The organism is Pseudomonas protegens, from assembly GCF_003363755.1.
GTDB lineage: Bacteria > Pseudomonadota > Gammaproteobacteria > Pseudomonadales > Pseudomonadaceae > Aquipseudomonas > Aquipseudomonas danubii.
In genome coordinates this window covers 5,615,914-5,641,652 of sequence record NZ_CP031396.1, presented here as the reverse complement: position 1 = coordinate 5,641,652, position 25,739 = coordinate 5,615,914, and the positions used below count along the sequence as shown (strand labels likewise).

The 25,739-nt window shown below is 61.7% G+C and carries 20 protein-coding genes and 1 other RNA gene; 10 read left to right on the top strand and 11 right to left on the bottom strand.

What is annotated here, in order from left to right; genetic code table 11:
• Positions 1–15 precede the first annotated feature (15 nt).
• Positions 16–1,581: a methyl-accepting chemotaxis protein gene (locus DWF74_RS25600; RefSeq protein WP_115581949.1), complete on the bottom strand. Its 1,566-nt coding sequence runs from the start codon at positions 1,579–1,581 to the stop codon at positions 16–18.
• A 445-nt stretch (positions 1,582–2,026) separates the two neighbouring features.
• Here DWF74_RS25600 and DWF74_RS25595 point away from each other — a divergent pair, with 445 nt between their 5' ends.
• The 3 genes from DWF74_RS25595 to DWF74_RS25585 all read left to right on the top strand — a co-directional run bounded on the left by DWF74_RS25595 (position 2,027) and on the right by DWF74_RS25585 (position 3,889).
• Positions 2,027–2,341: a helix-turn-helix domain-containing protein gene (locus DWF74_RS25595; RefSeq protein ID WP_011060220.1), complete on the top strand. Its 315-nt coding sequence runs from the start codon at positions 2,027–2,029 to the stop codon at positions 2,339–2,341.
• Positions 2,342–2,487: 146 nt separating this feature from the next.
• Complete coding sequence (locus DWF74_RS25590) at positions 2,488–2,859, top strand: VOC family protein (protein WP_115581948.1); 372 nt, start codon at positions 2,488–2,490, stop codon at positions 2,857–2,859.
• 136 nt (positions 2,860–2,995) lie between these two features.
• Positions 2,996–3,889 carry a DUF2167 domain-containing protein gene (locus DWF74_RS25585; RefSeq protein WP_102863817.1) on the top strand — a complete coding sequence of 298 codons (894 nt, stop codon included), beginning with the start codon at positions 2,996–2,998 and terminating at the stop codon, positions 3,887–3,889.
• A gap of 44 nt (positions 3,890–3,933) precedes the next feature.
• Here the strand turns inward: DWF74_RS25585 and DWF74_RS25580 are convergent, their stop codons facing one another.
• Positions 3,934–4,860 carry a DMT family transporter gene (locus DWF74_RS25580; protein WP_115581947.1) on the bottom strand — a complete coding sequence of 309 codons (927 nt, stop codon included), beginning with the start codon at positions 4,858–4,860 and terminating at the stop codon, positions 3,934–3,936.
• 100 nt (positions 4,861–4,960) lie between these two features.
• Between DWF74_RS25580 and DWF74_RS25575 the strand changes: the two genes are divergently transcribed.
• The 3 genes from DWF74_RS25575 (at position 4,961) to DWF74_RS25565 (ending at position 7,322) form a co-directional block, all read left to right on the top strand.
• Positions 4,961–5,827, top strand: coding sequence for a LysR family transcriptional regulator (locus tag DWF74_RS25575; RefSeq protein WP_115581946.1), 867 nt, complete (start codon positions 4,961–4,963; stop codon positions 5,825–5,827).
• Positions 5,828–5,946: 119 nt separating this feature from the next.
• Positions 5,947–6,498, top strand: coding sequence for a kinase inhibitor (locus DWF74_RS25570; RefSeq protein ID WP_102863820.1), 552 nt, complete (start codon positions 5,947–5,949; stop codon positions 6,496–6,498).
• A 5-nt stretch (positions 6,499–6,503) separates the two neighbouring features.
• Positions 6,504–7,322: a helix-turn-helix transcriptional regulator gene (locus tag DWF74_RS25565; protein ID WP_102863821.1), complete on the top strand. Its 819-nt coding sequence runs from the start codon at positions 6,504–6,506 to the stop codon at positions 7,320–7,322.
• Between the two features lie 10 nt (positions 7,323–7,332).
• On the opposite strand, the gene DWF74_RS25560 is transcribed toward DWF74_RS25565, so the two are convergent.
• The 7 genes from DWF74_RS25560 to DWF74_RS25530 form a co-directional block, all read right to left on the bottom strand.
• Positions 7,333–7,836 carry a GrpB family protein gene (locus tag DWF74_RS25560; RefSeq protein ID WP_102863822.1) on the bottom strand — a complete coding sequence of 168 codons (504 nt, stop codon included), beginning with the start codon at positions 7,834–7,836 and terminating at the stop codon, positions 7,333–7,335.
• A gap of 201 nt (positions 7,837–8,037) precedes the next feature.
• Positions 8,038–8,134, bottom strand: an RNA gene (ffs, locus tag DWF74_RS25555) — signal recognition particle sRNA small type.
• A gap of 162 nt (positions 8,135–8,296) precedes the next feature.
• Entirely contained in the window at positions 8,297–9,463 is a 1,167-nt protein-coding gene (locus DWF74_RS25550; RefSeq protein WP_115581945.1) for a zinc-binding metallopeptidase family protein, read from the bottom strand.
• Between the two features lie 118 nt (positions 9,464–9,581).
• Entirely contained in the window at positions 9,582–11,954 is a 2,373-nt protein-coding gene (gene ligA, locus DWF74_RS25545) for an NAD-dependent DNA ligase LigA (protein WP_115581944.1), read from the bottom strand.
• Positions 11,955–12,078: 124 nt separating this feature from the next.
• Complete coding sequence (zipA, locus tag DWF74_RS25540) at positions 12,079–12,933, bottom strand: cell division protein ZipA (protein ID WP_102863825.1); 855 nt, start codon at positions 12,931–12,933, stop codon at positions 12,079–12,081.
• A gap of 257 nt (positions 12,934–13,190) precedes the next feature.
• A complete protein-coding gene (gene smc, locus DWF74_RS25535) occupies positions 13,191–16,679 on the bottom strand; it encodes a chromosome segregation protein SMC (RefSeq protein WP_115581943.1) in 3,489 nt (1,162 codons plus the stop codon).
• A 2-nt stretch (positions 16,680–16,681) separates the two neighbouring features.
• Positions 16,682–17,341 carry a GntR family transcriptional regulator gene (locus tag DWF74_RS25530; protein WP_115581942.1) on the bottom strand — a complete coding sequence of 220 codons (660 nt, stop codon included), beginning with the start codon at positions 17,339–17,341 and terminating at the stop codon, positions 16,682–16,684.
• Between the two features lie 266 nt (positions 17,342–17,607).
• On the opposite strand from DWF74_RS25530, the gene xdhA reads away from it, so the two are divergent.
• The 4 genes from xdhA to guaD all read left to right on the top strand — a co-directional run bounded on the left by xdhA (position 17,608) and on the right by guaD (position 23,721).
• Entirely contained in the window at positions 17,608–19,062 is a 1,455-nt protein-coding gene (xdhA, locus tag DWF74_RS25525) for a xanthine dehydrogenase small subunit (RefSeq protein ID WP_102863828.1), read from the top strand.
• Positions 19,055–21,454, top strand: a complete 2,400-nt coding sequence (xdhB, locus tag DWF74_RS25520) for a xanthine dehydrogenase molybdopterin binding subunit (RefSeq protein WP_115581941.1) — start codon at positions 19,055–19,057, stop codon at positions 21,452–21,454. The genes xdhA and xdhB overlap by 8 nt, the downstream gene beginning before the upstream one ends.
• Before the next feature lie 96 nt (positions 21,455–21,550).
• Positions 21,551–22,387: a xanthine dehydrogenase accessory protein XdhC gene (gene xdhC / locus DWF74_RS25515; protein ID WP_115581940.1), complete on the top strand. Its 837-nt coding sequence runs from the start codon at positions 21,551–21,553 to the stop codon at positions 22,385–22,387.
• Positions 22,388–22,416: 29 nt separating this feature from the next.
• Positions 22,417–23,721 carry a guanine deaminase gene (guaD, locus tag DWF74_RS25510; protein WP_102863830.1) on the top strand — a complete coding sequence of 435 codons (1,305 nt, stop codon included), beginning with the start codon at positions 22,417–22,419 and terminating at the stop codon, positions 23,719–23,721.
• A gap of 83 nt (positions 23,722–23,804) precedes the next feature.
• Here guaD and DWF74_RS25505 read toward each other — a convergent pair whose 3' ends face one another.
• The gene (locus tag DWF74_RS25505) at positions 23,805–24,638 is read right to left on the bottom strand and encodes a nucleoside-binding protein (RefSeq protein WP_102878982.1); all 834 of its coding nucleotides are present in this window, start codon (positions 24,636–24,638) and stop codon (positions 23,805–23,807) included.
• Positions 24,639–24,786: 148 nt separating this feature from the next.
• Positions 24,787–25,737 (bottom strand): LysR family transcriptional regulator, encoded by a 951-nt coding sequence (locus tag DWF74_RS25500; RefSeq protein ID WP_102863832.1) that lies wholly within the window; start codon positions 25,735–25,737, stop codon positions 24,787–24,789.
• Positions 25,738–25,739: the final 2 nt, after the last annotated feature.

Genomic DNA, 25,739 nt, shown 5'->3' with positions numbered 1-25,739 from the left:
TCGAACTCACTGTCGCTAGCGGTTGAACCGCTCGACCAAGGCACGCAGCCCGGAAGAGATGTTTTCCAGCTCCGCGCCGCGAACGACTCCGGCGCTGGCATTCTCGGCAGTGCGCTGCACCGTGGCGGCGACACTGTTGATCTGTTCGGAAACCGATTCCGCTACATGGGACTGCTCCTGGGACGCCGCAGCCATCTGCTGACTCATGTCGGTGATACGCTCCACCGCCGCGCCTATGCCCTGCAAGGCTTGCTGCGCCTGCAAGACCTGCTGCACCCCTTGCTCGGCTTCCTCGATGCCCAGGCTGGCGATCTGCACCGCCTCATCGGCACCGGCCCGCAGGCTCTGGATGATGCCCTGGATCTGCTGGGTGGACTCACGAGTCTTACCGGCCAGGGCGCGCACCTCATCGGCCACCACGGCAAACCCGCGCCCCTGCTCTCCGGCCCGAGCGGCTTCGATGGCTGCGTTCAAGGCCAGCAGGTTGGTCTGGTCGGCAATCGCCTGGATCATGCTCGCCGCCACCATGATGTCCTGGGTCTGCCCGGCCAGGTCACCCACCGCCTGATTGATCTGGGTAACAGTGCGGGCCAGCAACTGGATGGCGTCACGGGAAGTGCCCGCCACCTGGCTGCCTTGCTGGGCCAGCAGGTTGGCAGTGTGAGCCTCACTGGCAGTGTGCTGTACGTGTTCGGCAACCTCGGTGATCGAAGCGGCCATCTGGGTCATGGCAGCGGCCGTCATGTCGGTCTCCGCTCGCTGCTCCAGCAGCGCCGACTCAGTGCGGCTGGACAACTGACTGGAGTCGGCCGCCGCCGTAGCCATCTGTCGAGCCAGGTCGCTGAGTCGGGTCAAGGCGGTTTTCAGCCGCGCCTCTTCACTGGCCAGGATCAGTTGCAACTGCGCCGCCGGTCCCAGCGCGTCGCTGTAAGCCAGGGCACAGATCGGATCGGCAAAGGTGTTTGGAGTGCTACGGACAATCTGCTTGAGCTGCTGCCCCAAACGGCGCTGGGCCATCAGCCCGACCCCCACGAATCCCGTGACCGTCAGCCCCTGGGCCAGCAGCGTCGGCAACCAGGTGAACGCCGCCAGGCAACCCACCGCCACCGCAACCGGCAACAGCAATGGCCTGGCTGCTGCCTCCAGGTGCCGCCAGGCCGAGACCGGTGTCTTGTCAGCACGCAATCGCGCATAGAGAATTTCAGCGCGGTTCACTTGCTCCCGGGTCGGCTTGACCCGCACCGACTCATAACCCACCAGTCGACCCTCTTCGAGGATGGGCGTGACATAGGCGCTGACCCAGTAGAAATTGCCGTTTTTGCAGCGGTTCTTCACCACGCCCATCCAGCTCTGCCCTGCCTTGAGATACCCCCACATCGACTCGAACACCGCCGCCGGCATATCCGGGTGACGCACCAGGTTATGGGTGCTGCCAATCAGCTCGGCCTGGCTGAAACCACTCATCGCGGCGAATTCGGCATTGCAGTAGGTGATGTGGCTGTTGGTATCGGTGGCGGATATGAGCCGCTGCTGGTCGGGAAAGGTCTGCTCAACAGAGGTGACCGGCAAATTGAGACGCACTTTAGAACTCCATAGACAGCCTGCGATCAACAGCACCGGGAAGCCGGCAACAGGTTGATTCGAAATGTACTTTCCTGGCGGTACGACTCAATCGAAAGGATCGCCCTGATTGCGGCCGTACAGCGGTTTGCGCGGCAGTTGACCGTCGATTCGACGAAGATCAACTAGGATCAGATAAGGCGTCAGGTGGGGGACGGCGGACGGTGCGTTGGCGGGATTTACGAGACGGTCGAGCCTCTGCCAAGTCCTCGGTTTAGGTGAACAAGGGAAATGCAATGATTTCTTGTTTCATAAACCTGCCCTCTGAAACTAGATCACCAAATACCTGTCCGAAGCGCCGATTCTACGAAATGCATCACATTTTGCAAAGCAAGGTGATGAATCATGGTGTTGTCTAATGCCAATATTTATCGTTAAGTTCTTGATTCTAAATGGGAATTGAGCGATGCAAATTTCAAGTTTGGGTGCAGCCATCAAGCGTTATCGAAAGGTAGCGGGGCTTACTCAGGCTGAACTAGGTGAAAAAACCGGTTTTGACCCAAAAACCATCAGCCGCTTCGAAACCGGCACCTACACCCCCAGCGTTGAAGCTCTATTTCTGCTAGCCGAAGTACTGGGAGTGAAGCTGAAAGCCTTCTTCGCCGATCTGGGCGACGAAGAGGAACAGCGGGCTTATTTGTTCGGTGTCATTCACAAAGCCACCCCGAAGGATCTGGGAAAGCTGATAGCAGCGGTAGACCAGGCCTTGTCCAAGCCTTGAGCCCCGCAACAAATCAACGAGAAGAGGCACGCTTATCACCCCTGATAAGTTGGCCTCTTTTTTAATCCACGACTCCTGACAGGAACTGACAGACCCAGCCCATAAGCTTGTGCCCACAGCACAGCCCAAAGGCCCCTGGAGTCGTCATGATCAATAACACCTACTTCCTGCTTTATGTGGACAGCCCGCCCCTCAGTGCAGAGTTCTACAGCCGCCTGCTGGACAAACAGCCGGTGGAATCATCCCCATCCTTCGCCCTGTTCATCCTCGACTCGGGGATCAAGCTCGGCCTCTGGTCCCGGCACACGGTTGAACCGAGCGCCCAATCAACCGGTGGTGGCGGCGAACTGGGCTGGGCCGTGGACAGTCGAGAAGCCGTGGACGAATTGCATCGCCGCTGGCAGGCACTGGACATGACCATCGCCCAGCCCCCCACCCAGATGGACTTCGGCTACACCCTGCTCGCCCTTGATCCGGACGGACATCGCTTGCGCGTGCTCTATCTCACTGCCGACTGAATCCATGCCCCAACAGAGGCGCTATACCAGCGCCTTCCCCGCCAACGCTGAGAGATTACTAGAAACACCTCATTGAGCCCTCCAACACTCATCGCTATCCTCCCCTCCGACTTGTCACAATTTGTAAGGGAATACGATGAAGTACCTGCGCCTCCTCATGGCGATGGCCGTCCTCTGCGCCACGCCCCTCCTTGCCTTTGCCGCCGCGCCGAACGAGAACAAGGACGCCGAACCCCAGACCGCCGAACAGTTTCTCGCCTCGCTCTCCCCACGCCACGGCAACGTCAAGCTGCCCGGTGATATCGCCAGCCTCGACCTGAGCCAGGAGTTCTACTACCTCAACCCCAAGGACACCGAGAAGCTGCTGACCGAGGGCTGGGGCAACCCGCCCGGCTTCACCACCCTGGGCATGATCGTGCCCAGCGCAGTCAGCCCACTGTCCGCCGAAGGCTGGGGCGTGATCATCAGCTACAAGAATGACGGCCACATTTCCGATGACGACGCGGCGAAAATCGATTATCAGGACCTGCTCAAGCAAATGCAGGAAGCGGACGAGGAAGACAATAAGCAACGCAAGGAACAGGGCTATGGCGCCATCCACTTGCTGGGCTGGGCCGAACAGCCAAGCTATGACGCGCAATCCCACAAGATGTACTGGGCCCGCGAACTCAAGGCTGAAGGCGCCCAGAGCCACACCCTGAACTACAGCATCCGGGTGCTGGGACGCGAAGGCGTGCTGGAACTCAACGCGGTCGCCTCCATGGACGACCTGGCAACTATCAAGCGCGAAATTCCCAAGGTACTGGCCTTCACCAACTTCACCGACGGCAACCGCTACGCCGACTACAACCCAAGCACCGACAAACTGGCGTCCTACGGCCTGGCCGCCCTGGTGGCCGGAGGCCTGGCCAGCAAGGCTGGCTTGTTCGCCAAGCTGGGGGTACTGCTCCTGGCCGGCAAGAAGTTCATTGTCATCGGCGTGCTCGCACTTGCCGCGTTCGCCGGCCGGCTGTTCAAGAAAAAAGGCTGACAAGGTGCAACGCCTCCCGCATGATGAGGGGGCGTTGCAACTCATCAACCACCCTGTTTTACCTGCACATCTCGCTCCTTCGCCGGCAAGGCCCGCAGCCGCCAACGCCCTTCCAATTGCATGGCCATCACACTGCCCAGCACCACGGCCGCCCCCAGCACCACAGAAGATTGCACCCGCTCTCCCAGGACCATCGCAGCCAGCAGCATCGCCACCGGCGGAATCAGATACATGGCGATCGATGCCCGACTGACCTCCACCCGCTCCAATACGTAAGCCCAGGCCAGATAGGCCAAAGCACTGGGAAACAACCCCAGCAACAGCACCGCCAGATTTACCCGCCACGACGCCTGTGCCACCGCCTCGGGCAACCCAGGCGCATACACCGACAACAGCAACGTACCGCCCCAAACCATGTAGCACACCGTGGTCAACACGCCATAGTGCCCGGAAAAGCGCCGCTGCAAAACGAAGTACAACCCCCAGGAAAAAGCCGCCAACAACACCAGCAATCCGCGCGGTTCGACCGAGCCCAGCCCCTTGTCGGCCGCCACCACCAGCACCGCTCCAAGCAAACCCACCCCCACGCAGCCCCAGCGCCAACCACTGACCGGCTCCTTGAGCCAGAAGAAGGCGATCAGCGTGCTGAAGATCGGTGCCGACTGCGCCAGCACGCTCGACGCGCCGGCACTCAAGCCCTGCTGACCATAATTGAGGCTGACGTGATGCAGGGTGATAGCAAAAAAACCCAGCACCAGCAGCCAAGGCAGATCACGCCAGCGCGGCAGGGATATTTTCAACGCCACTGCCATTGCCGCCATGAACAGCGAAGCGATCAGGAAGCGCAGCAGCGCCAGATGCCCCGGACTGTAGCCCTCAAGGCCAATATGGATACCCACCGGTGAATAGGCCCAGCACAGAATGACCGCAACGGTAGCCAGCAATGACTTGAACCCAGGTAAGCGCTTCACGGCACAGGCATCCAGACAATAAGAAGAAACGCAGTCTCTCGCCCCCCATAACTCACCACAACTAACCGATACTAACGCCACCCATCACTGGAAATGAGCAATGGAACTGACCCAATTGAAGATGGTGAAAGCCGTGGCCCGCTCCGGCAGCATTGCCCGCGCAGCCGAGCAATTGCATTGCGTGCCCTCCAATATCACCAACCGCCTCAAGCAGCTGGAGAACGAGCTCGGGACCCCGCTGTTCACCCGGGTCGGGCGCGGCCTGAAGATCAGCCCGGCTGGGGAAATATTCCTCGGCTACAGCGAGCGAATCCTGGCTCTGGTCGACGAAGCCAAACGCGCCGTGGACAGCCAGGCGGAGCCCAGCGGATTGCTGCGCCTGGGCTCGATCGAGTCCTGCGCTGGCGGCCGCCTGCCACCGCTGCTGGCGCAATACCACCGACGCTACCCCAAAGTGAACGTGGAACTGGTAACCGGCACCTGGTCGCAACTCTTTGAAGAACTGCAACACCAGCGTATCGACGGCGCCCTGGTGGCCATCGACACCTTGCCGCCCAAGCTTCAGCAAACCGTGCTCTACCACGAGCCACTGGTGCTGATCTCCAGCGCAGGCACCGCCACCATCCGCAGCGCCAGCGATTTGCAGGGGCAGAATCTGTTCATGTGGCCACCGGGCTGCCCCTATCGCCGCGCCCTGGAAACCTGGCTGGCCAGGCACGGCCTGAACCTGCCCATTACTGGGTATGCCAGCTGGGGCACCATTATCGGCTGCGTCAGTGTCGGTGCCGGCGTCTCGCTGATACCGGAAGGCGTGCTGGAGCGCTATTCGCAATCGGCGACCCTGAACGTGCAGCGTTTCAGCGACCTGCTGCCGGTGGACAACCGCTTTGTCTGGTACCAGGACGTGCAGCGCCACAGCGCGCGAGATGCGTTTGCCCAGTTGTTGCGGGAACAGCTGGGAGCATGACGCCCTTTCCCGGCAAGCCGGCGAGCGTTTCGGCACAATGCACGAGCGCCCCGGCACAACAACGGACTCAGCCGGCCAATAGACTCGTCTTTCATCACCAACACCCAGACGAGCCCCTCATGAAAAACCGACTTTTACTCAGCGTGCTTTCCTTGGGTCTGAGCCTTGGCGCCCACGCCGCCGAGTTCAGCATCAGCAGCCACGACATCAGCGACGGCCACCCCTTGAGCCCTCGTGAAGTGTTCCAGGGCTTTGGCTGCGAAGGCGGCAACACCTCTCCCGAACTGTCCTGGAAGAATGCCCCACCGGGTACTAAAAGCTTTGCCATCACTGTTTATGATCCGGACGCCCCCACCGGCAGCGGCTGGTGGCACTGGACCCTGGTCAACCTCCCGACGTCCACCCAGCAATTGCCCAGGGGCGCCGGTAGCGCCAACGGCGAGCAACTGCCGCCCGGCGCCATTCAGGGGCGTACCGATTACGGCCAACCCGGCTTTGGCGGCGCCTGCCCGCCAGTGGGCGATAAACCGCATCGCTATCAATTCACCGTCTGGGCATTGAAGGTGGATAAACTGCCCCTCGATGCCCAGGCCAGCGGTGCATTGGTGGGCTACATGCTCAACGCCAACGCCTTGGCCAAGACCACACTGACCGCTACTTACGGACGCTAGTAACGATGAATGCTCCTGCCGGCCTGCAGCATCATGAAAGCCGTATCGACACCTGCGTCATCCGCGCCCGGCAAGCCCATGTCCTGCAACGGGTACCGATTTTCGTCAGTGCTCTGTGCCGGGTGCGCCAGGGCGAGAAACGCATGGAGTGGGACGACCGCCAGATGCGCGTGGGCGGCCAGCACCTGATCCTGCTGCCGGCGGGACGCGAAGTGGGCATCAGCAACTATCCGGGCGCGCAGGGTCACTACATCGCCGATGTCGTGACCTTTCCTGCCCAGGCCTTGCGGGCGTTCAGCCTGCGCTACCGCCAGCAGATCATTACCCGTCCCGGGCGCAGCGGCGCGGACCTCTGCGTCCCCCTGGAGCGGCACACCGCCCTGGCCTGGGACAACCTGCTGGAGTGCATTGCCAGCGATGCACCGGACGCCCTGCGCAGCCACTACGGCGAAGCGGTGCTGCTGGCCCTGGCCCTTGGCGGCTGGGCCGGCCCATTGCTACTGGATCGTCACGACCCACTGTGCGAACGGGTGCAACAGATCCTCATGAGCAACCCGGCGCGGGACTGGACAGTAGCCTGCGTCGCCGAGCGCCTGAACCTTGGGGCTTCCACATTGCGTCGCCAGCTGGCGAACGAGAACGACAGTTTCAGCAACATCCTCGAGAACGTCAGGCTGGGCCTGGCCCTGCAGTGGCTGCAAACCACGCCACGCCCCATCGGTGAAATCGCCGCAGCCAGCGGCTACGCCTCGGCATCACGCTTTGCGGTGCGCTTTCGCAAACATTACGGGCTTTCGCCCCGAGAACTGCGGGCAGCGATCTAGCCAGCGCGCATCACTGCGACAGGCCATCCATCACCGCGTCGATGAAGGGCGCCTTTTGCGCGAGATACTCGCCAATGCCCTCGCGATTGCCGGCTTCAAGCCGAAGCTTAAGATCCTGATACTGCTGACGGATGCCGCTGTCCTGACGCAACAGATCACGAAAACGCAGCATGCGCCCGATCTGCTCATGACCACAGATGCAGACATGCACTTTGTGGGTGCGCACGCCCTCGACATCGCGGCGGTAAAAGTGATGCCCCGGGGACAGATCACTGCCCCGGACATAGCCCAGGGTCGCCATGAAGGCATTGCGCGCAACCTCATCCCGATGCTCCACGACCACTGCCAAAAGATCGATTTCCGGCTTGGCCGCCAGCCCAGGCACAGCCGTGCTACCCACGTGATGTACCGCTATCAGTTCGCAACCGAAACCTTTGGCTAGGCGCCCCTTCTCAGCGCTGAATGCACCAGGCCACTGATCGTCATAGAGGGAAATCTTACTGGTAAGCGCCATGACCACTCCTTGATGCAAAGGCGTTGGATATTCCAGAAACGAACCGCACGGGCTTGCTGGACAAGGGATTAGCGAACCAGAAACCGGGCGCACGACAAAAAACACGCCAACAGGGATGCTGCGCGGCTTCGAAGACTTTCAGGTGCTTTAAGAATTTTGATCAATCTCGCTGAGGACCAACGAGAAGCGTTATGGAGGCAACCCCACCAGCCACACCCCGGCACACAATGTTCCCGCTGTGGCTGCTGCCTTCCGGCTCTGACCAGGTTCACGGGTAATCGTTGCGGGGGGACCGATGGGGTCACCATAACGACGTTCGCCTGACGGCGAGCCGCGCCATTGTACCTATCTGAGTTGAACTTACAACCGCTCGTTGCAGATTAAAAAATCCGATGAGCTTCAAGCACTTGGATACACCTCTGGGTAAAAGCCTTCCCCCACCGCCTGAAGGACGGTGGAGTCAGTCCAGGGACAGCACTTCGTCGGCGCGGCCGCCTTCTTGCTGGATCACCAAATGAATGAAATGCAGCTTGGCAATCACCGCCGGCGACAGGATGAAGGGGTAGAAATCCGGCTGGCCCATGCTGCGGGACAGTTCGTTGAGCATGCCAGCCAATTCGATCCAAGCGTTGACGAAGGCCAGGAACGCCGGTCCGCCAGGATGCTGCGGGTCGTACAGGCTGCTCAGGGGAAACGGCTGGTAGTCGAGATCGACGTCGCGGGCACTCATGCCAAAGCCCAGGGCGGTGTCCACCGCGTCCATCATGTGCAGGTAGTGAGCCCAGGTTTCCGCCCAGTCCTCCCAGGGGTGCATGGTGGCGTAGGCGCTGACGTGACTTTGCTGCCAGCCGTTTGGCGCGCCCTGCTGATAGTGCTGCTCCAGAGCCTCGGCGTAGCTGTAGCGCTCGTCGCCGAACAAGCTGCGAAACGACTCCAGCCAGGGGCTGTTGGCAATCAGCCGATCCCAGTAGTAGTGCCCCACTTCATGGCGAAAGTGCCCAAGCAGGGTGCGGTAAGGTTCGTGCATCTGCGCCCGCACCCGCTCGCGATGGGCATCATCGGCTTCCTTGATATCCAGGGTGACCAGGCCATTGGCATGCCCGGTAATCGGCGTCCTTCCCTCAAGATCAACACCAAGGAAGTCGAAAGCCAGGCCCCGCTCCTCGTCGTCGCTCTTGGGGATCACTTGCAGCCCGAGGGCGATCAGTTGGGCGACCAGGCGGCGCTTGGCGATTTCCACTTTGCGCCAGCGCTCAGGATTCTCCGGGACGGACAAGTCGGGGATCGTGCGGTTGAGGCTGCAGGCTACGCACAGATTGCCGGTCAGGTGGGCCGGCAGCAGCCAGTTACAAGCGGCGGGCGTATCGAGGTTGGCGCAGCGCTTGAAGGCACCCGCCTCAGGCTCGGCATCCAGCACCCAGGTCCCGGCGGCGGGCCCTGGCTGCAGGGACGACAGACTGCCTGATTGCGGCGCATAACCGAGCAAGGCAGAGCACGCCAGGCACTGGCTGTTGCGAAAGAACAGCGACTGCCCACAGCGGCATGACCAGAGTTTGCTGTTGCGTGAGCGGTCGCCGACGAAGGGCGCGGCGATCCGGGAACTGAGCTGCTCGAAGAAACGGTACATGACGCATCCTCCCTGGGGCTTGCCAAGACTAGATCATCCTGGCTGCCTCATCGTTCCCTCGGCCTGTCAGGAGCCGGCTTGCCGGCGAAACCATCGCTGCCCAACCGGCTCCCAAGGATCACGCGGGGATGGGGATGCCGTGGTCGACGAGAAAGGCGACAAAGGCCGCTTCATCCAGGACCTTGAGCCCCAGCTCATTGGCCTTGGCCAGTTTGGAGCCGGCTCCGGGGCCGGCGACGACGCAGTGGGTTTTCGCCGAAACGGACCCCGCCACCTTGGCCCCCAGGCTTTCCAGCTTTTCCTTGGCCACATCGCGACTCATCAACTCCAGGGAGCCGGTGAGCACCCAGGTCTTGCCAGCCAACGGCAGGCCTTCGACCACCTTCTTCTCGCTCTGCCAATGCATGCCAAAGGCCTTGAGCTGCTCTTCGATGGCCTGGGCCAACCGGGCATTGGCCGGGTTGTCGAAGAACTCCCGCACCGACTTGGCCTGCTTCTCCGGCAGGGCCTGGCGCATATCCAGCCAGTCAGCCGCAATCACGCCCTGCAGGGAGCCGAACTTGTCTGCCAGTTTCTGCGCCGCACCCGGCCCCACCGAGGGGATATTGAGCTTGTCGAGCATGCCGCCCAGCGTGGTGCTGGCGGCAAACTCTGCCCCCAGCTCACCCTGATCCTGCAACACCAGGCCGCATTGATCCTCGGCCAGCAAGGCACCAATCACGCTCTGGTTATGACTGTCTTCGAAAAAGCTGTGAATCTCGTGGGCCACTTCCAGCCCCACATCCGGCAGGTAGGTCAGCACCTGGGGCAAAGCCTGCTGGACCCGTTCCAGGGTTCCCAGGGAACGGGCCAGGACCTTGGCGGTTTCCTCACCCACATCAGGAATACCCAAGGCATAGATGAAGCGAGCCAGGGCCGGACGCTTGCTGTCCTCGATGGCCTTGAGCAGCTTGTTGCTGGAAACCTCGGCAAAACCTTCCAGATCGATGATCTGTTCGTACTTGAGCTGATAAAGATCCGCAGGCGAAGCAATGAGCTTTTCGTCCACCAGTTGCTCGATGGTCTTGTCCCCCAGGCCTTCGATGTCCATGGCTCGACGGGAAACGAAGTGGATGATCGCCTGCTTGAGCTGGGCACCGCAGGCCAGACGACCAACACAGCGATACACCGCGCCTTCGCTGACGGTTTCCCGGCCCTTGCTGCGCTTGACCAGTTGCGTGCGTTCGACATGAGAGCCACAGACCGGGCAGCTTTGCGGAATCTGTACCGGCCGGGCGTTTTCAGGGCGACGCTCAACGACCACCTGCACCACTTGCGGGATCACGTCACCGGCGCGGCGGATGATCACCGTGTCGCCGATCATCAGCCCCAGGCGCGCCACCTCATCCATATTGTGCAAAGTAGCGTTGGACACAGTGACTCCCGCCACCTTGACGGGCTTCAGGCGTGCCACCGGCGTCACGGCACCGGTGCGGCCGACCTGGAATTCCACATCCAGCAACTCGGTGAGCTCTTCCATGGCCGGGAATTTATGGGCAATGGCCCAACGCGGCTCCCGGGCACGGAAGCCCAGTTCACGCTGAGAGGCGATGCTGTTGACCTTGAACACCACACCGTCGATCTCATAGGGCAGCGCATTGCGCCGCTCGCCGATCTCACGGTAATAGTCCAGGCATTCATCAACCCCTTTGGCCAGGCGCAGCTCACGACTGATGGGCATGCCCCACTGCTTGAGTTGCTCCAGGTTGCCGATATGCGTGTCGGCAATGTCGGCACTGACTTGGCCCAGGCCGTAGCAGCAGAACTCCAGCGGCCGGCTGGCAGTGATCTTCGAGTCCAGCTGGCGCAGGCTACCCGCCGCCGCATTGCGCGGGTTGGCGAAGGTCTTGCCGCCCGACTCCAGTTGCGCCGCATTCAGGCGCTCGAAACCGGCCTTGGACATGAAGACTTCGCCGCGCACTTCCAGGGTCGCCGGCCAGCCGCTGCCTTGCAGCTTGAGCGGAATGTTGCGCACGGTACGCACGTTGACGCTGATGTCTTCACCGGTGGTGCCGTCGCCACGGGTGGCGCCACGGACCAGCACACCATCCTGATACAGCAGGCTGACTGCCAGGCCGTCGAGCTTGGGCTCGCAGCTGTACTCCACCGCCGCACCGCCACCAAACAGATCGCCCGCCGGCAGGTCCAGGCCCTCGTTGACTCGGCGATCAAACTCGCGCATGTCGACTTCTTCAAAGGCGTTCCCCAGGCTGAGCATGGGGATTTCATGGCGCACCTGGGTGAAGGCCGAGAGCGCCGCGCTGCCCACACGCTGGGTTGGAGAGTCACTGGTGACCAGCTCCGGGTGCTCGGCCTCCAGGGCCTTGAGCTCGTGGTACAGGCGGTCGTACTCGACGTCCGGAATGCTCGGTTCGTCCAGTACGTGATAACGGTAGTTGTGTTGGTCCAGCTCGGCGCGCAGCTCAAGAATGCGGGTTTCAGCGGCGGTCATGGGGGTTCTCTCATAAAGCAAAAGAGCAGCCTAGGCTGCTCGATCTGAAGATGGGGGCGTGGGCTTCGCTGGCAAGCCAGTTCCTGCACAGTCAGCTCCTGCGAGAGGAACTGACTGTGGAAGCTTAGCGCTTCTGGGTCAGAGCGCGGCGTTCGAATTCGACGATACGCTGGCGGTAGTGCTCGATGGTCTGGGCAGTCAGCACGCTGCGCTGGTCGTCCTTGAGTTCGCCATTGAGCTCCTGGGACAGCTTGCGCGCCGCCGCCACCATCACGTCGAAGGCTTGCTTCGGGTGACGCGGGCCAGGCAAGCCGAGGAAGAAGCTCACCGCCGGAGTGCTGAAGTGATCGATATCATCCAGATCGAACACGCCGGGCTTGACCGCATTGGCCATGGAGAAAAGCACTTCGCCATTGCCCGCCATGCTTTCGTGGCGGTGGAAGATATCCATCTCGCCAAAACGCAGGCCACTTTCAAGGATGTTCTGCAACAGCGCCGGGCCTTTGAAACCGGCGCTGTCGCGGCAGATCACACTGATCACCAGCACTTCTTCGGCCTGCGGCTGTTCCTTGTCGCTGTGACTGGCAGCCTTGCCTTCATCCGCCGGGAAGTCATCGTCGCGGCTACTGAAGCTTGGGCCGCTATCCAGATCCAGGTCCAGATTGAGGTCACCCTGATGAGGCTCGCCCCCACGCTTGCCGCGCTTGGACGAAGAACTATCCCGAGGCTCGCGGGCAGGCATGCTCACCGACGGCAGATCGTGCTCGTCCAGTTGCGGTTCTTTATGAGTATCCAGCACCCGAGGCGGACCCAGGAGTTCGGCACTGCCTTCATCGTCCGGCAGATTGGAAAGACTTCGATCAAGACGGAACTTCAACTTCCCCTTGCCGCCGCGCATACGCCGCCAGCCATCAAAAAGAATACCGGCGATAACAATAATGCCGATGACGATCAGCCACTCGCGCAGACCGATTTCCATGTAATCCCGTGCCTCTATAAAAAATGCTGAAAAATAAGGGGTTTACAATCTGCAAACCGCTTTAAAACGTGGCGCCAACTCTATGTTCTGAATGGCGTTTTGCCCACGCATAGGAAAAATTGACATTAAACTAGCACGACCAAAGGCAACTTTACACCGTCTGTCGCAACGGTTACGGCCAATATGTCGATTGGCCAGCTTGGTAATGGGAAAAATCCCCCGGCTTGCCGTCCAATAGTCGCCTTAGTCGCACGGACTCAAGCGTCCACCATCGCCATCGCCTCCTCGACATCCACGGCTACCAGGCGCGAACAACCGGGTTCGTGCATCGTCACCCCCATCAACTGATCGGCCATTTCCATGGCGATCTTGTTGTGGGTGATATAGATGAACTGCACAGTCTGCGACATCTCTTTAACCAATCTTGCATAGCGTCCAACGTTAGCGTCATCCAGCGGCGCGTCAACTTCATCGAGCATGCAGAATGGCGCCGGATTCAACTTGAAGATAGCGAATACCAGGGCCAAGGCAGTCAATGCCTTTTCGCCCCCCGAGAGCAAATGAATGGTGCTGTTCTTCTTCCCGGGAGGACGCGCCATGATCGTTACCCCTGTATCGAGTAGATCTTCGCCCGTCAGTTCCAAATAAGCGCTGCCGCCACCGAAAACTTTTGGAAAGAGTGCCTGCAAACCGCCGTTGATCTGATCAAAGGTATCTTTGAATCGATTGCGGGTTTCCTTGTCGATCTTGCGAATCACGTTTTCCAGGGTTTCCAGGGCCTCCACCAGATCGGCGTCCTGGGCATCCAGATAGCGCTTGCGCTCGGACTGCTGCTGATACTCGTCGATGGCCGCAAGGTTGATTGCGCCCAAGCGTTGAATTCTTGCCGCAATGCGCTCCAGCTCTTCTTCGGCGGCCTGCTCGCTGGCCTCCCCGGTCAGGGTCGCCAGCACGCCGTCCAGGTCGTAGCCATCGGCCAGCAACTGCTCCTGCAAGGTCTTGCGGCGCACGGTCAGGGCTTGCCATTCCATGCGTTGCTGTTCGAGCTGGCCGCGGATCAGTTGGGATTGCTGCTCGGCCTGGTTACGGCGCTTCTCGGCATCGCGCAGTTCGCGATCGGCATCTTCCAGGGCGATCTGCGCGGTCTTGAGCTCGACATCTACGGTCATGCGCTTTTCCAGCAGCTCTTCGAGCTTGAGGCGCAGTTCTTCCAGCGGTGCCTCGCCCTCCTCCAGGTTGAGGCTGAGCTGTTCGCGCTTCTCGGTCAGGCGCTCGGACTGCAGCTCCAGGCGCTCCAGGGCCTGACGCGTGGAATCGTGCTGGGCCTTGAGGGAGCCCATGCGCACCGCCAATTGATGAGCGTGATCCTTGTGCTGGCGTGCTTCCTGGCGCACCCGATCAAGGCGCTCGCGCAAGCTGTCGCGCTGGGCCAACAGCAGCTCACGCTGCTCGGTGTCCAGGGCCATGCTGTCGAGGGCCTCCTGCAATTGCAGGCGCGCCTCGCCCACTTGTTCATGCTCCAGCTCACGCTGCTCGCCGAGCTCTACCAGCTCTTCATCGAGGCGGGTACGACGCAGATTCAACTGCTCGGCCTTGGCCTTGCCGGCGGACAGCTTGGCTTTCAATTCACCCTGCTGGCGAGCCTCATCCTGCAACAGGCGACGCAAGTGTTCGCGACCGTTCTCCTGCTGACGTTGCTGGGCCCGCAGGTTGAGCAATTGACTCTCCAGGGCTTCGACACTGGCTTCGCGCTCATCGCGCGCCAGGGTCAGTTGCTGGATTTCCTGGCCTCGCGCCAGTACGCCACTTTCCGCTTCGCTGGCCCGCCGCACCCGCAGGAAATGCCGGCCGACCCAGTAGCCGTCGCGACTGATCAGGCTCTGCCCGGCTGCCAGTTGCCCACGCAAGGCCAGGGCCTGTTCGAGGTTTTCCACCGGTTTGACCTGCCCCAGCCAGGGCGACAGATCGACCGTGGATTCCACCTTGTCCAGCAAGCTGCCGGGCATGCGCAGCGCATCGTCTTGCAGGCTCAGCAGACGCAGGTCGCCTTGCTGGAAACCGGCCAGATCGATACCGGTGAAATCATCCACCAGCACCGCTTGCAGATCGGCGCCAAGCACGGTTTCCACCGCCAGCTCCCAGCCCGCCTCCACCTGCATGCCATCGGCCAGGCGCGGACGCTCGGCCAACTGCTGTTCACGCAGCCACTGTGCAGTACCGGTGCCCGGGTCCAACGCGGCTTGCTGCAGGGCCTCCAGAGACGCCAAGCGGCCATTGAGCCGCTGCAATTCACCCTGGGCCTGCTGCTGGGCCTGGGTCGCCTGCTGCAATTGCTGACGCAGTTGCTCCAGGCGCTCGACCTGGGATTCCTCACTGGCTTGCAGGTCTTCCAGAGTTGCTTCGCTGGCGGCTAGTTGTTCGTTGAGTTCGAGGATCGCCGCGTCTTCCGGGTCGGCCGAGAGCAATTCGCGCTCCTCCCCCAGGCGTCGCTGACGCTCGGCCAGCCGCTCCATGCTGCTTTCGAGCTGCTGGATGCGCGACTGCTGCACTTCCGCCTGGCGCCGCGGCTCGGCGGAACTCAGGTTGAAGGCGTCCCACTGCTCCTGCCAGCCGTGCATGGTGGTTTCGGCTTCTTCCAGGGTCGCGGCGGCTTCCTCGGCGGCGGCTGCAGTGACCTCCTGCTCGGGCTCGAGCATGGCCAGCTCTTCCCCCAGGGTTGCCAGCAAGGTGCGGTCGTGGCCCAGGTGTGACTCGGTCTCCAGGCGCGCACGCTCGGCTTCCTTGAGATCATCCTGCAATTGCCGCAGGCGCTGCTGGCCGTGCTGGATGCTTTGCTCGACCCGGGCAATGTCGCCGCCCACCGAATAGAAGCGCCCCTGCACCAGATTGAAGCGCTCGGACAATTCATGGTGACCGTCACGCAAGCGTTCGATAGCAGCATCGGCATTGCGCTGCTCAGCCACCAGGGCCTCGAAGCTGACTTCCTGGCTACCGATCACCGACTCGCGCTGGCCGACCTGCTCATTCAATGCCTGCCAGCGCAGAGCCGACAGTTGCGCCTTGAGCTGGCGCTCCTCGGCCTTGTATTCCTGATACTTCTCGGCGGCCTGGGCCTGGCGATGCAGGCGTTCCAGCTGACGCTCCAGCTCTTCGCGCAGATCGGTCAGGCGGGCGAGGTTCTCATGGGTGCGGCGGATGCGGTTTTCCGTCTCGCGCCGGCGCTCCTTGTACTTGGAGATGCCCGCGGCTTCTTCAATGAAGTTGCGCAGGTCCTCGGGCTTGGCCTCGATCAGCTTGGAGATCATGCCCTGCTCGATGATCGAGTAGCTGCGTGGCCCCAGGCCGGTCCCAAGGAAGATGTCGGTGATGTCCCGACGGCGGCACTTGGCGCCGTTGAGGAAATAGCTGTTCTGGCTGTCGCGTGTGACCTTGCGGCGAATGGAGATCTCGGCGTAGGCCGCGTATTCGCCCACCAGGGTGCCGTCGGAGTTGTCGAACACCAGTTCGATACTGGCCTGGCTCACCGGCTTGCGACTGGTGGAGCCATTGAAGATGACATCGGTCATCGACTCGCCACGCAGGTTTTTCGCCGAGCTTTCGCCCATCACCCAGCGCACGGCGTCGATGATATTCGACTTGCCGCAGCCATTGGGCCCCACCACCGCCGCCATGTTACTGGGGAAGTTCACCGTGGTCGGATCGACGAAGGACTTGAACCCCGCCAGCTTGATGCACTTGAGTCGCACGCTTAAGCATCCGCCAACGCAGACACCACCAGATCGCTGCTGCGCTGGGCGTAGGCCGTCAACACCTGGCGGATCTGCTCCAGATCACGGGCCAGCACTGCGGCCAGCAACTGCTCGAACAACTCCAGGTACTCGCTCATCGACGCCTTGCGCTGCTCCAGTGCCAGGTAATAGGCACGGCTCATGGCCGGCTGCAGATTCTCGACGGTTTCCTGCAGGTAAGGGTTGTTGGCAAAAGGATAGGCCGCGCGCATCACGCTGAAGCTGTCCTCGACGAAGGCGCGGATGTCCTGGCGCTCGTAGGCACCCTCCAGACGCTGCTGGATCTGCAGGAACGGCGTCATGTCGCTCTGCTGCATCCAGCCACTGGCCACGCAGTTGCCCAGCAGGATGTACAACTCGCTCATCAGGGTGCAAAGACTGCGGACCTTGTGCTCGGTGAGCTCGGTCACGTGGGCACCACGGCGCGGCAGGATGGCAATCAGATGGCGGCGCTCAAGAATCAGCAAGGCCTCGCGGACCGAACCACGACTGACATTGAGGGCCAAGGTGACCTTCTGTTCCTGAATGCGCTCTCCAGGCTTGAGATCCCCGCGAATGATACGTTCGGCGAGGTGGTGAGCAATCTGCTCGGCGAGGCTGTCCGGCGCCTTGAACGTCATGGTTTTCCTTCAAAATCTTTAATCGGCACAAGCGGCGCAGTGTAGCGCAATTGCTACCTCATCGCGGAGTGCTCCGACAGGGGAATTTGGCATGAAACAAGCAGATTGATGTTGATTCAAGGGTTTCTCAAATGCCGTTCATACTTGAAATGTTGAGCACAGAAATTTCCTGACCCAAAGGTCAGAAAATCATTGACCGAAAAGTCAGACATGACTAAATTCGGCTCAGTTCGCTTAACAACAATAAAGAGTCTGCGAGGCCTTCCGTGATCCAGTTTTTACTCAACCAGGAACTCCGTAGCGAGCACGCCCTGGACCCAAACCTGACCGTGCTCAACTATCTGCGCGAGCACCTGGGCAAACCCGGCACCAAGGAAGGCTGCGCCAGCGGCGACTGCGGCGCCTGCACCGTGGTGGTGGGCGAGTTGCAGGTGGATGCCCAGGGCGGCGAATCCATTCGCTATCGCAGCCTCAACTCGTGCCTGACCTTCGTCTCCTCCTTGCACGGCAAACAGCTGATCAGCGTCGAAGGCCTCAAGCACCAGGGCCAACTGCACAGCGTGCAGCAGGCCATGGTCGAATGCCACGGTTCACAATGCGGCTTTTGCACCCCGGGCTTCGTCATGTCGCTGTTCGCCCTGCAAAAGAACAGTAGTGAACCCGACGCCCACAAGGCCCATGAGGCCCTGGCCGGCAACCTGTGCCGTTGCACCGGCTACCGGCCGATCCTCGCTGCTGCCGAACAGGCCTGCTGCGGCCAGCAGAGCGATCAGTTCGACGCCCGCCAGACCGAGACCATCAGTCGCCTCAAGGCCATCGCTCCCAAGGACACCGGTGAACTCAACAGTGGCGACAAGCGCTGCCTGGTGCCGCTGACCGTGGCCGACCTGGCCGACCTCTACGACGCCTACCCCCAGGCACGGCTGCTGGCCGGTGGCACCGACCTGGCCCTGGAAGTCACCCAGTTCCACCGCACCCTGCCCGTGATGATCTACGTCGGTAACATTGCCGAGATGAAGCGCGTCGAACGCTTCGACGATCGCCTGGAGATCGGCGCGGCCACGGCCCTCACCGACTGCTACGACGCACTGCGCGCCGAGTACCCGGACTTCGGCGAATTGCTGCAGCGCTTCGCCTCGTTGCAGATCCGCAACCAGGGCACCCTGGGGGGCAACATCGGCAACGCCTCGCCCATCGGCGACTCACCGCCCCTGCTGATCGCCCTGGGTGCGCAGATCGTACTGTGCAAGGGTGAAGTACGCCGCACCCTGGCCCTGGAAGACTATTTCATCGATTACCGGGTCACGGCCCGTCAGGACAGCGAGTTCATCGAAAAGATCATCGTGCCCCGGGCCAGCGCCGAACGGCTGTTCCGTGCGTACAAGGTCTCCAAGCGCCTGGACGACGATATCTCTGCGGTCTGCGCGGCATTCAACCTGCAGATTGAAAACGGCGTGGTCAGCGATGCTCGCATTGCCTTCGGCGGTATGGCGGCGATCCCGAAACGAGCCAAGAGCTGTGAAACCGCACTGATTGGCGCGCCCTGGAACCTGTCCACGGTGGAGCGCGCCTGCGCGGCCCTGGCGGAGGATTTCACCCCGCTTTCGGATTTCCGTGCGAGCAAGGAATACCGCCTGCTGAGTGCGCAGAACCTGCTGCGCAAGTACTTCATCGAACTGCAAACACCGCACATCGAGACCCGGGTGACCGCTTATGTCTAATCATCACAAAGTCGAGAAGACTCAAGCCGAACTGACGGCCCTGTTTCACCAGGACCTGACCACGGGCGTTGGCCGCAGCGTCAAGCACGACAGCGCCGACAAACACGTGTCCGGCGAGGCGCTGTACATCGACGACCGCCTGGAATTCCCCAACCAGTTGCACGTCTACGCGCGACTGTCGGACCGAGCCCATGCCAAAGTCATCAGCATTGACACCGGCCCCTGCTACGCCTTCGAAGGCGTGCGCATCGCCATTACTCATGAAGACATTCCCGGCCTCAAGGACATCGGCCCGCTGCTGCCCGGCGACCCGCTGCTGGCCATCGATACCGTGCAGTTCGTCGGCCAGCCGGTGCTGGCGGTGGCCGCCAAGGATCTGGAAACCGCGCGCAAGGCGGCCATGGCCGCGATCATCGAGTACGAGGACCTGGAGCCGGTGCTGGACGTGGTGGAAGCCCTGCGCAAACGCCACTTCGTACTGGACAGCCACACTCACCAGCGCGGCGATTCCGCCGGCGCCCTGGCCAACGCCGAACACCGCATCCAGGGCACGCTGCATATCGGCGGCCAGGAGCATTTCTACCTGGAAACCCAGATCTCCTCGGTGATGCCCACCGAAGACGGCGGCATGATCGTCTACTGCTCGACCCAGAACCCCACCGAAGTGCAGAAACTGGTGGCGGAAGTGCTCGACGTGTCGATGAACAAGATAGTGGTGGACATGCGGCGCATGGGCGGCGGCTTCGGCGGCAAGGAAACCCAGGCCGCCAGCCCCGCCTGCCTGTGCGCGGTGATCGCCCGCCTCACCGGCCAGCCCACCAAGATGCGTCTGCCCCGGGTCGAAGACATGCTCATGACCGGCAAGCGTCACCCGTTCTACATCGAATACGACGTGGGCTTCGACAGCAACGGCCGCCTGCACGGCATCCAGCTGGAACTGGCGGGCAACTGCGGCTGCTCACCGGACCTCTCGGCGTCCATCGTCGACCGGGCGATGTTCCACTCCGACAACGCCTACTACCTGGGCGATGCCACCATCAACGGCCACCGCTGCAAGACCAACACCGCCTCCAACACCGCCTACCGCGGTTTCGGCGGCCCGCAAGGCATGGTCGCCATTGAAGAGGTGATGGACGCCATCGCCCGCCACCTGCACCTGGACCCGCTGGCGGTGCGCAAGGCCAACTACTACGGCAAGACCGAACGCAACGTCACCCACTACTACCAGACCGTCGAGCACAACATGCTCGAAGAGATGACGGCCGAACTGGAAGCCAGCAGCCAGTACGCCGAGCGTCGCGAAGCCATCCGGCTGTACAACGCCAACAGCCCGATCCTGAAAAAGGGCCTGGCACTGACCCCGGTGAAGTTCGGCATCTCCTTCACCGCCAGCTTCCTCAACCAGGCCGGCGCGCTGATCCACATCTACACCGACGGCAGCATCCACCTGAACCACGGCGGCACCGAAATGGGCCAGGGCCTGAACGTCAAGGTGGCCCAGGTAGTGGCCGAGGTGTTCCAGGTGGACATCGAGCGGGTACAGATCACTGCCACCAACACCGACAAGGTGCCCAACACCTCACCGACCGCGGCATCCAGTGGCGCCGACCTCAACGGCAAGGCCGCGCAGAACGCGGCGCAGACCATCAAGTCGCGCCTGGTGGAGTTTGCCGCGCGCAAGTACCAGGTCAGCGAAGAGGATGTGGAATTCCACAACGGCCACGTACGGGTCCGCGACCATATCCTGACCTTCGAGGAACTGATCCAGCAGGCGTATTTCGCCCAGGTGTCGCTGTCCAGCACCGGTTTCTACAAGACCCCGAAGATCTACTACGACCGCAGCCAGGCTCGGGGTCGGCCGTTCTACTACTTCGCCTTTGGCGCAGCCTGCGCCGAGGTGATAGTCGATACCCTGACCGGCGAGTACAAGATGCTGCGTACCGACATCCTGCACGACGTCGGTGCCTCGCTGAACCCGGCCATCGACATCGGCCAGGTGGAAGGCGGTTACATCCAGGGCATGGGCTGGCTGACCACCGAAGAACTGGTGTGGAACGCCAAAGGCAAGCTGATGACCAATGGTCCCGCCAGCTACAAGATCCCGGCGGTGGCTGACATGCCCCTGGACCTGCGGGTCAAGCTGGTGGAGAACCGCAAGAACCCGGAAGACACGGTGTTCCACTCCAAGGCCGTGGGCGAGCCGCCGTTCATGCTTGGCATCGCTGCCTGGTGCGCCATCAAGGACGCAGTGGCCAGCCTTGGAGACTACCGCCATCAACCGCAGATCGATGCCCCGGCGACACCGGAGCGAGTGTTGTGGGGCTGCGAGCAGATGCGTCGCTTGCAGGTGACCAGGGCCGCGGATCAGCAAGTCGAGCTGGCGCCGCTGTAACGGCCTTCACGGGCAAGCCCGCTCCTGCACCGCGCCCGTAGGAGCTGGCTTGCCGGCGAAGCAGCCCGAACAGACCACCAAGATGTCGAGGTGAACATGTACAACTGGATCAGCGCCCTCGCCGACCTGCAGACCCAGGGTGAACCCTGCGTGTTGGTGACCATTATCGAGGAGCTTGGCTCAACGCCGCGTAATGCCGGTTCGAAAATGGTTGTCAGCGCCACCCAGGCCTTCGACACCATCGGTGGCGGGCACCTGGAATACAAGGCCATGCAGATCGCCCGTGACCTGCTCGCCAGCGGCCAGCAGGCCACCCACCTGGAGCGCTTCAGCCTCGGTGCCAGCCTCGGCCAGTGCTGCGGCGGCGCCACGGTGCTACTGTTCGAACCCATGGGCCAGGTGCAAGCGCAAATCGCCGTATTCGGTGCCGGCCACGTCGGCCGCGCCCTGGTGCCACTCCTGGCCAGCCTGCCGTGCCGGGTACGCTGGATCGATTCCCGGGAACAGGAATTCCCCGAACAGATTCCCCAGGGCGTGAGCAAGATCGTCAGCGAAGAACCGGTGGAGGAAATCGATAACCTGCCACCTGGCAGCTATTGCATCGTCATGACCCATAATCACCAGCTGGACCTGGAGTTGACCGCCGCCCTGCTCAAGCGCAACGACTTTGCCTATTTCGGCCTGATCGGCTCGAAGACCAAGCGGGTGAAGTTCGAGCACCGCTTGCGCGATCGCGGTTTCGACGCAACCACCTTGCAGCGCATGCGTTGCCCGATGGGGCTCGCTGAAGTCAAAGGCAAGTTGCCCGTGGAAATCGCCATCTCCATTGCCGGTGAGATCATCGCTACCTACAACGCCCATTTCGGCCAGTCCAGCGCCAGCGCCGAACCCATTGCCAAGCTGCTGCCGGCCTCGCGCCGCAGCCAGACTTAGAACTGACACGCCACACACTGAGAACGACCATGCCTTTGACTCGCAAAGCCTACCGTGCCGCCATCCTGCACAGCATCGCCGACCCGGCCGAAGTCGGAATCGAAGCCTCCTACGAGTATTTCGAAGACGGCCTGCTGGTGGTCGAGGACGGCCGGATCAGCGCCCTCGGCCACGCCAGTGAACTGCTTGCCGGCCTGCCCGCCGATGTAGAGATCAATCATTACCCCGATGCCCTGATCACCCCGGGCTTCATCGACACCCACATCCACCTGCCCCAGACCGGCATGGTCGGTGCCTATGGCGAACAGTTGCTGGACTGGCTGAACACCTACACCTTCCCCTGTGAACGCCAGTTCGCCGATCAGGCCCACGCCGATGAAGTGGCGGACATCTTCATCAAGGAATTGCTGCGCAACGGCACCACCACCGCGCTGGTGTTCGGCAGCGTGCATCCACAGTCGGTCAACGCCTTCTTCGCCGCCGCCGAGAAACTCGACCTGCGGATGATCGCCGGCAAGGTGATGATGGACCGCAACGCCCCGGACTACCTGACCGACACCGCAGAGTCCGGCTACCTGGAAAGCAAGGAACTGATCGAACGCTGGCACGGCAAAGGGCGCCTGCACTACGCAGTGACCCCGCGTTTCGCCCCGACCAGCACCCCGGAACAACTGACCCTGGCCGGCAAACTGCTGACCGAGTACCCCGATCTCTACATGCAGACTCACATCAGTGAAAACCTGCAGGAGATCGAATGGGTCAAGGAACTGTTCCCGGAGCGCAAGGGTTACCTGGACGTTTATGACCACTATCAACTGCTGGGGGAACGCTCGGTGTTCGCCCACGGCGTGCACCTGTGCGATGACGAATGTGCGCGCCTGGCGGAAACCGGTTCGGCGGTGGCCTTCTGCCCAACCTCGAACTTCTTCCTCGGCAGTGGCCTGTTCAACCTGCCCATGGCGGAAAAACACAAACTCAATGTCGGCCTGGGCACCGACGTCGGTGGCGGCACCAGTTTCTCGCTGCTACAGACCCTGAACGAAGCCTACAAAGTCATGCAGCTACAGGGCGCACGCCTGAACCCGTTCAAGTCCCTGTACCTGGCGACCCTGGGCGGCGCCCGCGCCCTGCGCCTGGAGGAGCGAATCGGCACTCTGCACCCTGGCACCGACGCCGACTTCGTGGTCCTCGACTACCACGCCACTCCCTTGCTCAGCTATCGCCTGAAGCAGGCCAACAGCATCGCTGAAACCCTGTTTGTACTGATGACCCTGGGGGACGATCGCACCGTGCTGCAGACCTACGCCGCCGGCCAGCCAGTCCACCAGCGCTAACCCCGCAAACGAAAAATCCCCCGCTCGCGGAACATCGAACGGGGGATTGTTCATGCCTGATTCCCAGGCGATCAGGTGCAGATCTAGAACGTCACTTCCATGTTCAAGGTCGGCGCCGTGGTCCGCGTACCCCGTCCACCGTCCACCCCGAACTTGTTGTGCCAGTACTCGTAGCCAACACCCAGGTACAGGTTGGGCTTGACGTTCTTGCCGGGCAACACGGCCACCATCAGCGACGTCCGCACTAGGGTTTCCGCTGCGGTGTCACGATAGTTGTAGTCGTGGCCCTTTTCCCCGGTGTAGTTGACGAAGCCCTGGAACTTGGCGGCGTGACTGCCAACTTCGAAGGGACGCATCCAGGCCAGGTTGAGCATGTATGTATCGTCGAAGGTGTGATCCGGGTCCTTGGCCCCGGGGATGCCGGAATGGTTGTTTTCCTTGTAGTACAGCAAGCTCAGGTCCAGCACGCCGACGGTGTTGAATTTCAGGGTTGGACCGAAGACCAGGGCGCGTTTCTTGGCCGAACCCAGGTTGTTGTTGCGACTGGCATCGAAGCCCAGGGTCAGCGCGTAGTCCTTGACGAGGCCGGTGCCCAAGGGGGTATCGAACACCCGGGACGCGAAGAGCTGGTGACGATAGACGCCATAGACTTCGCTGCTGCCCTTGTGGGTGCCCTTGCGCGGATCGTCGCTGTCGGAGAGCAGCAGGTCCAGGTGCAGGTAGTTGCTGCCGTACTGGTAGCCACTGGCGTGGGTGAAACTGTAGATGCGCTTGCTGATGTAGTGCGGATTGTTCGGGTTGGTGAACTCCTTGCCGTACCGAAAGCCGACGCTGTTGTTCATCCACTCCAGGGCGGCTGCTTCCCCTGCTCCGATCAGTGTCATCAGCAGGGTTGCGCCTTGTAATGCCTTTTTCATTTTTATTATGTCCTGTGGCGGTGTGGCGTAAGGCAGCTTCGCTGGCTGCCATCCACACGCAGTATCGGCACAAGCGCCACAGGCCCCAAAGCACAGAATATCGATCAGCGCGCTGCCAAAACGGCAACAGCCGCCCACAACCATGGACTCAGAGCGTTAGCTGGCCGAAAGCGCGCTCGGCCCGCTCGCGAATGGCGATCTCCTCGCCAAGCAGATGCGCCAGCGCCTCCACCGCGCTGGGCAGATCGCGACCGCTGCGGGCATAGAGCCCCAGGTCGCTGTAGATACCTCCCTGATCGCTCAGCGGGATATGCACCAGTTCCCCCTTGCTCAGATCGCCCTCGACCCCGACCCGGGTCTGGAAGGCCACCCCCATGTTGTGCCGGGCCATCTGCCGCGCCAGCTCCATGGAGTTGCTCTGCAAGGGCGGTTTGTCCAACAGCCCCAGGCGCTTGTGCAACGGCGCCAGCAAGTGATGGATCGACAGCTCGCTCTTGGCCAGGATCAGCCCGTGCTCGGCGCAGGTGGCGAAATTGACGCTGCCCCGCTCGGCCAAGGGATGATCGGGACTGACCAGAGCCCCCAGGCGAAAATGACCGACGCTCAACGGGCGGATCTCCGGCGCCCTGGGCAAGGCGAACGCCAGGCCCAGGTCCGCACGACTGTTGATCAAGGCCTGGGGAATGGATTGCGAGCCCTGCACCGTGACGCCGATGGTCACCTGTGGATACAGATCGCGCATGCGCTTGAGCACCGAGGGCAGCAAATCCACCGTCGCGCCTTCCACAGCGGCAATCTCCACATGCCCGCTCTTGAGGCCACGCAGAGCATCGAACTCCAGGCGCACCCGCTCCAGGTCCTGCAGCACCAGATTGACATGACGGCTCATGACCTCTCCCGCCAGGGTCAGGCGCAGGCCGCCCGGCAGGCGTTCGAACAAGGGCGCGCCGATTTCATCCTCGATCTTCAGGATCTGCCGGTTCACCGCCGAAGACGCGACATTCAGGCGCCGAGCAGCCTCGCGGATCGAATGACAGCGACGAACCATGTCGAAGTAATGGATGGCGGAAGAATGAATGCGTAGCGTTCTGCCGATCATGC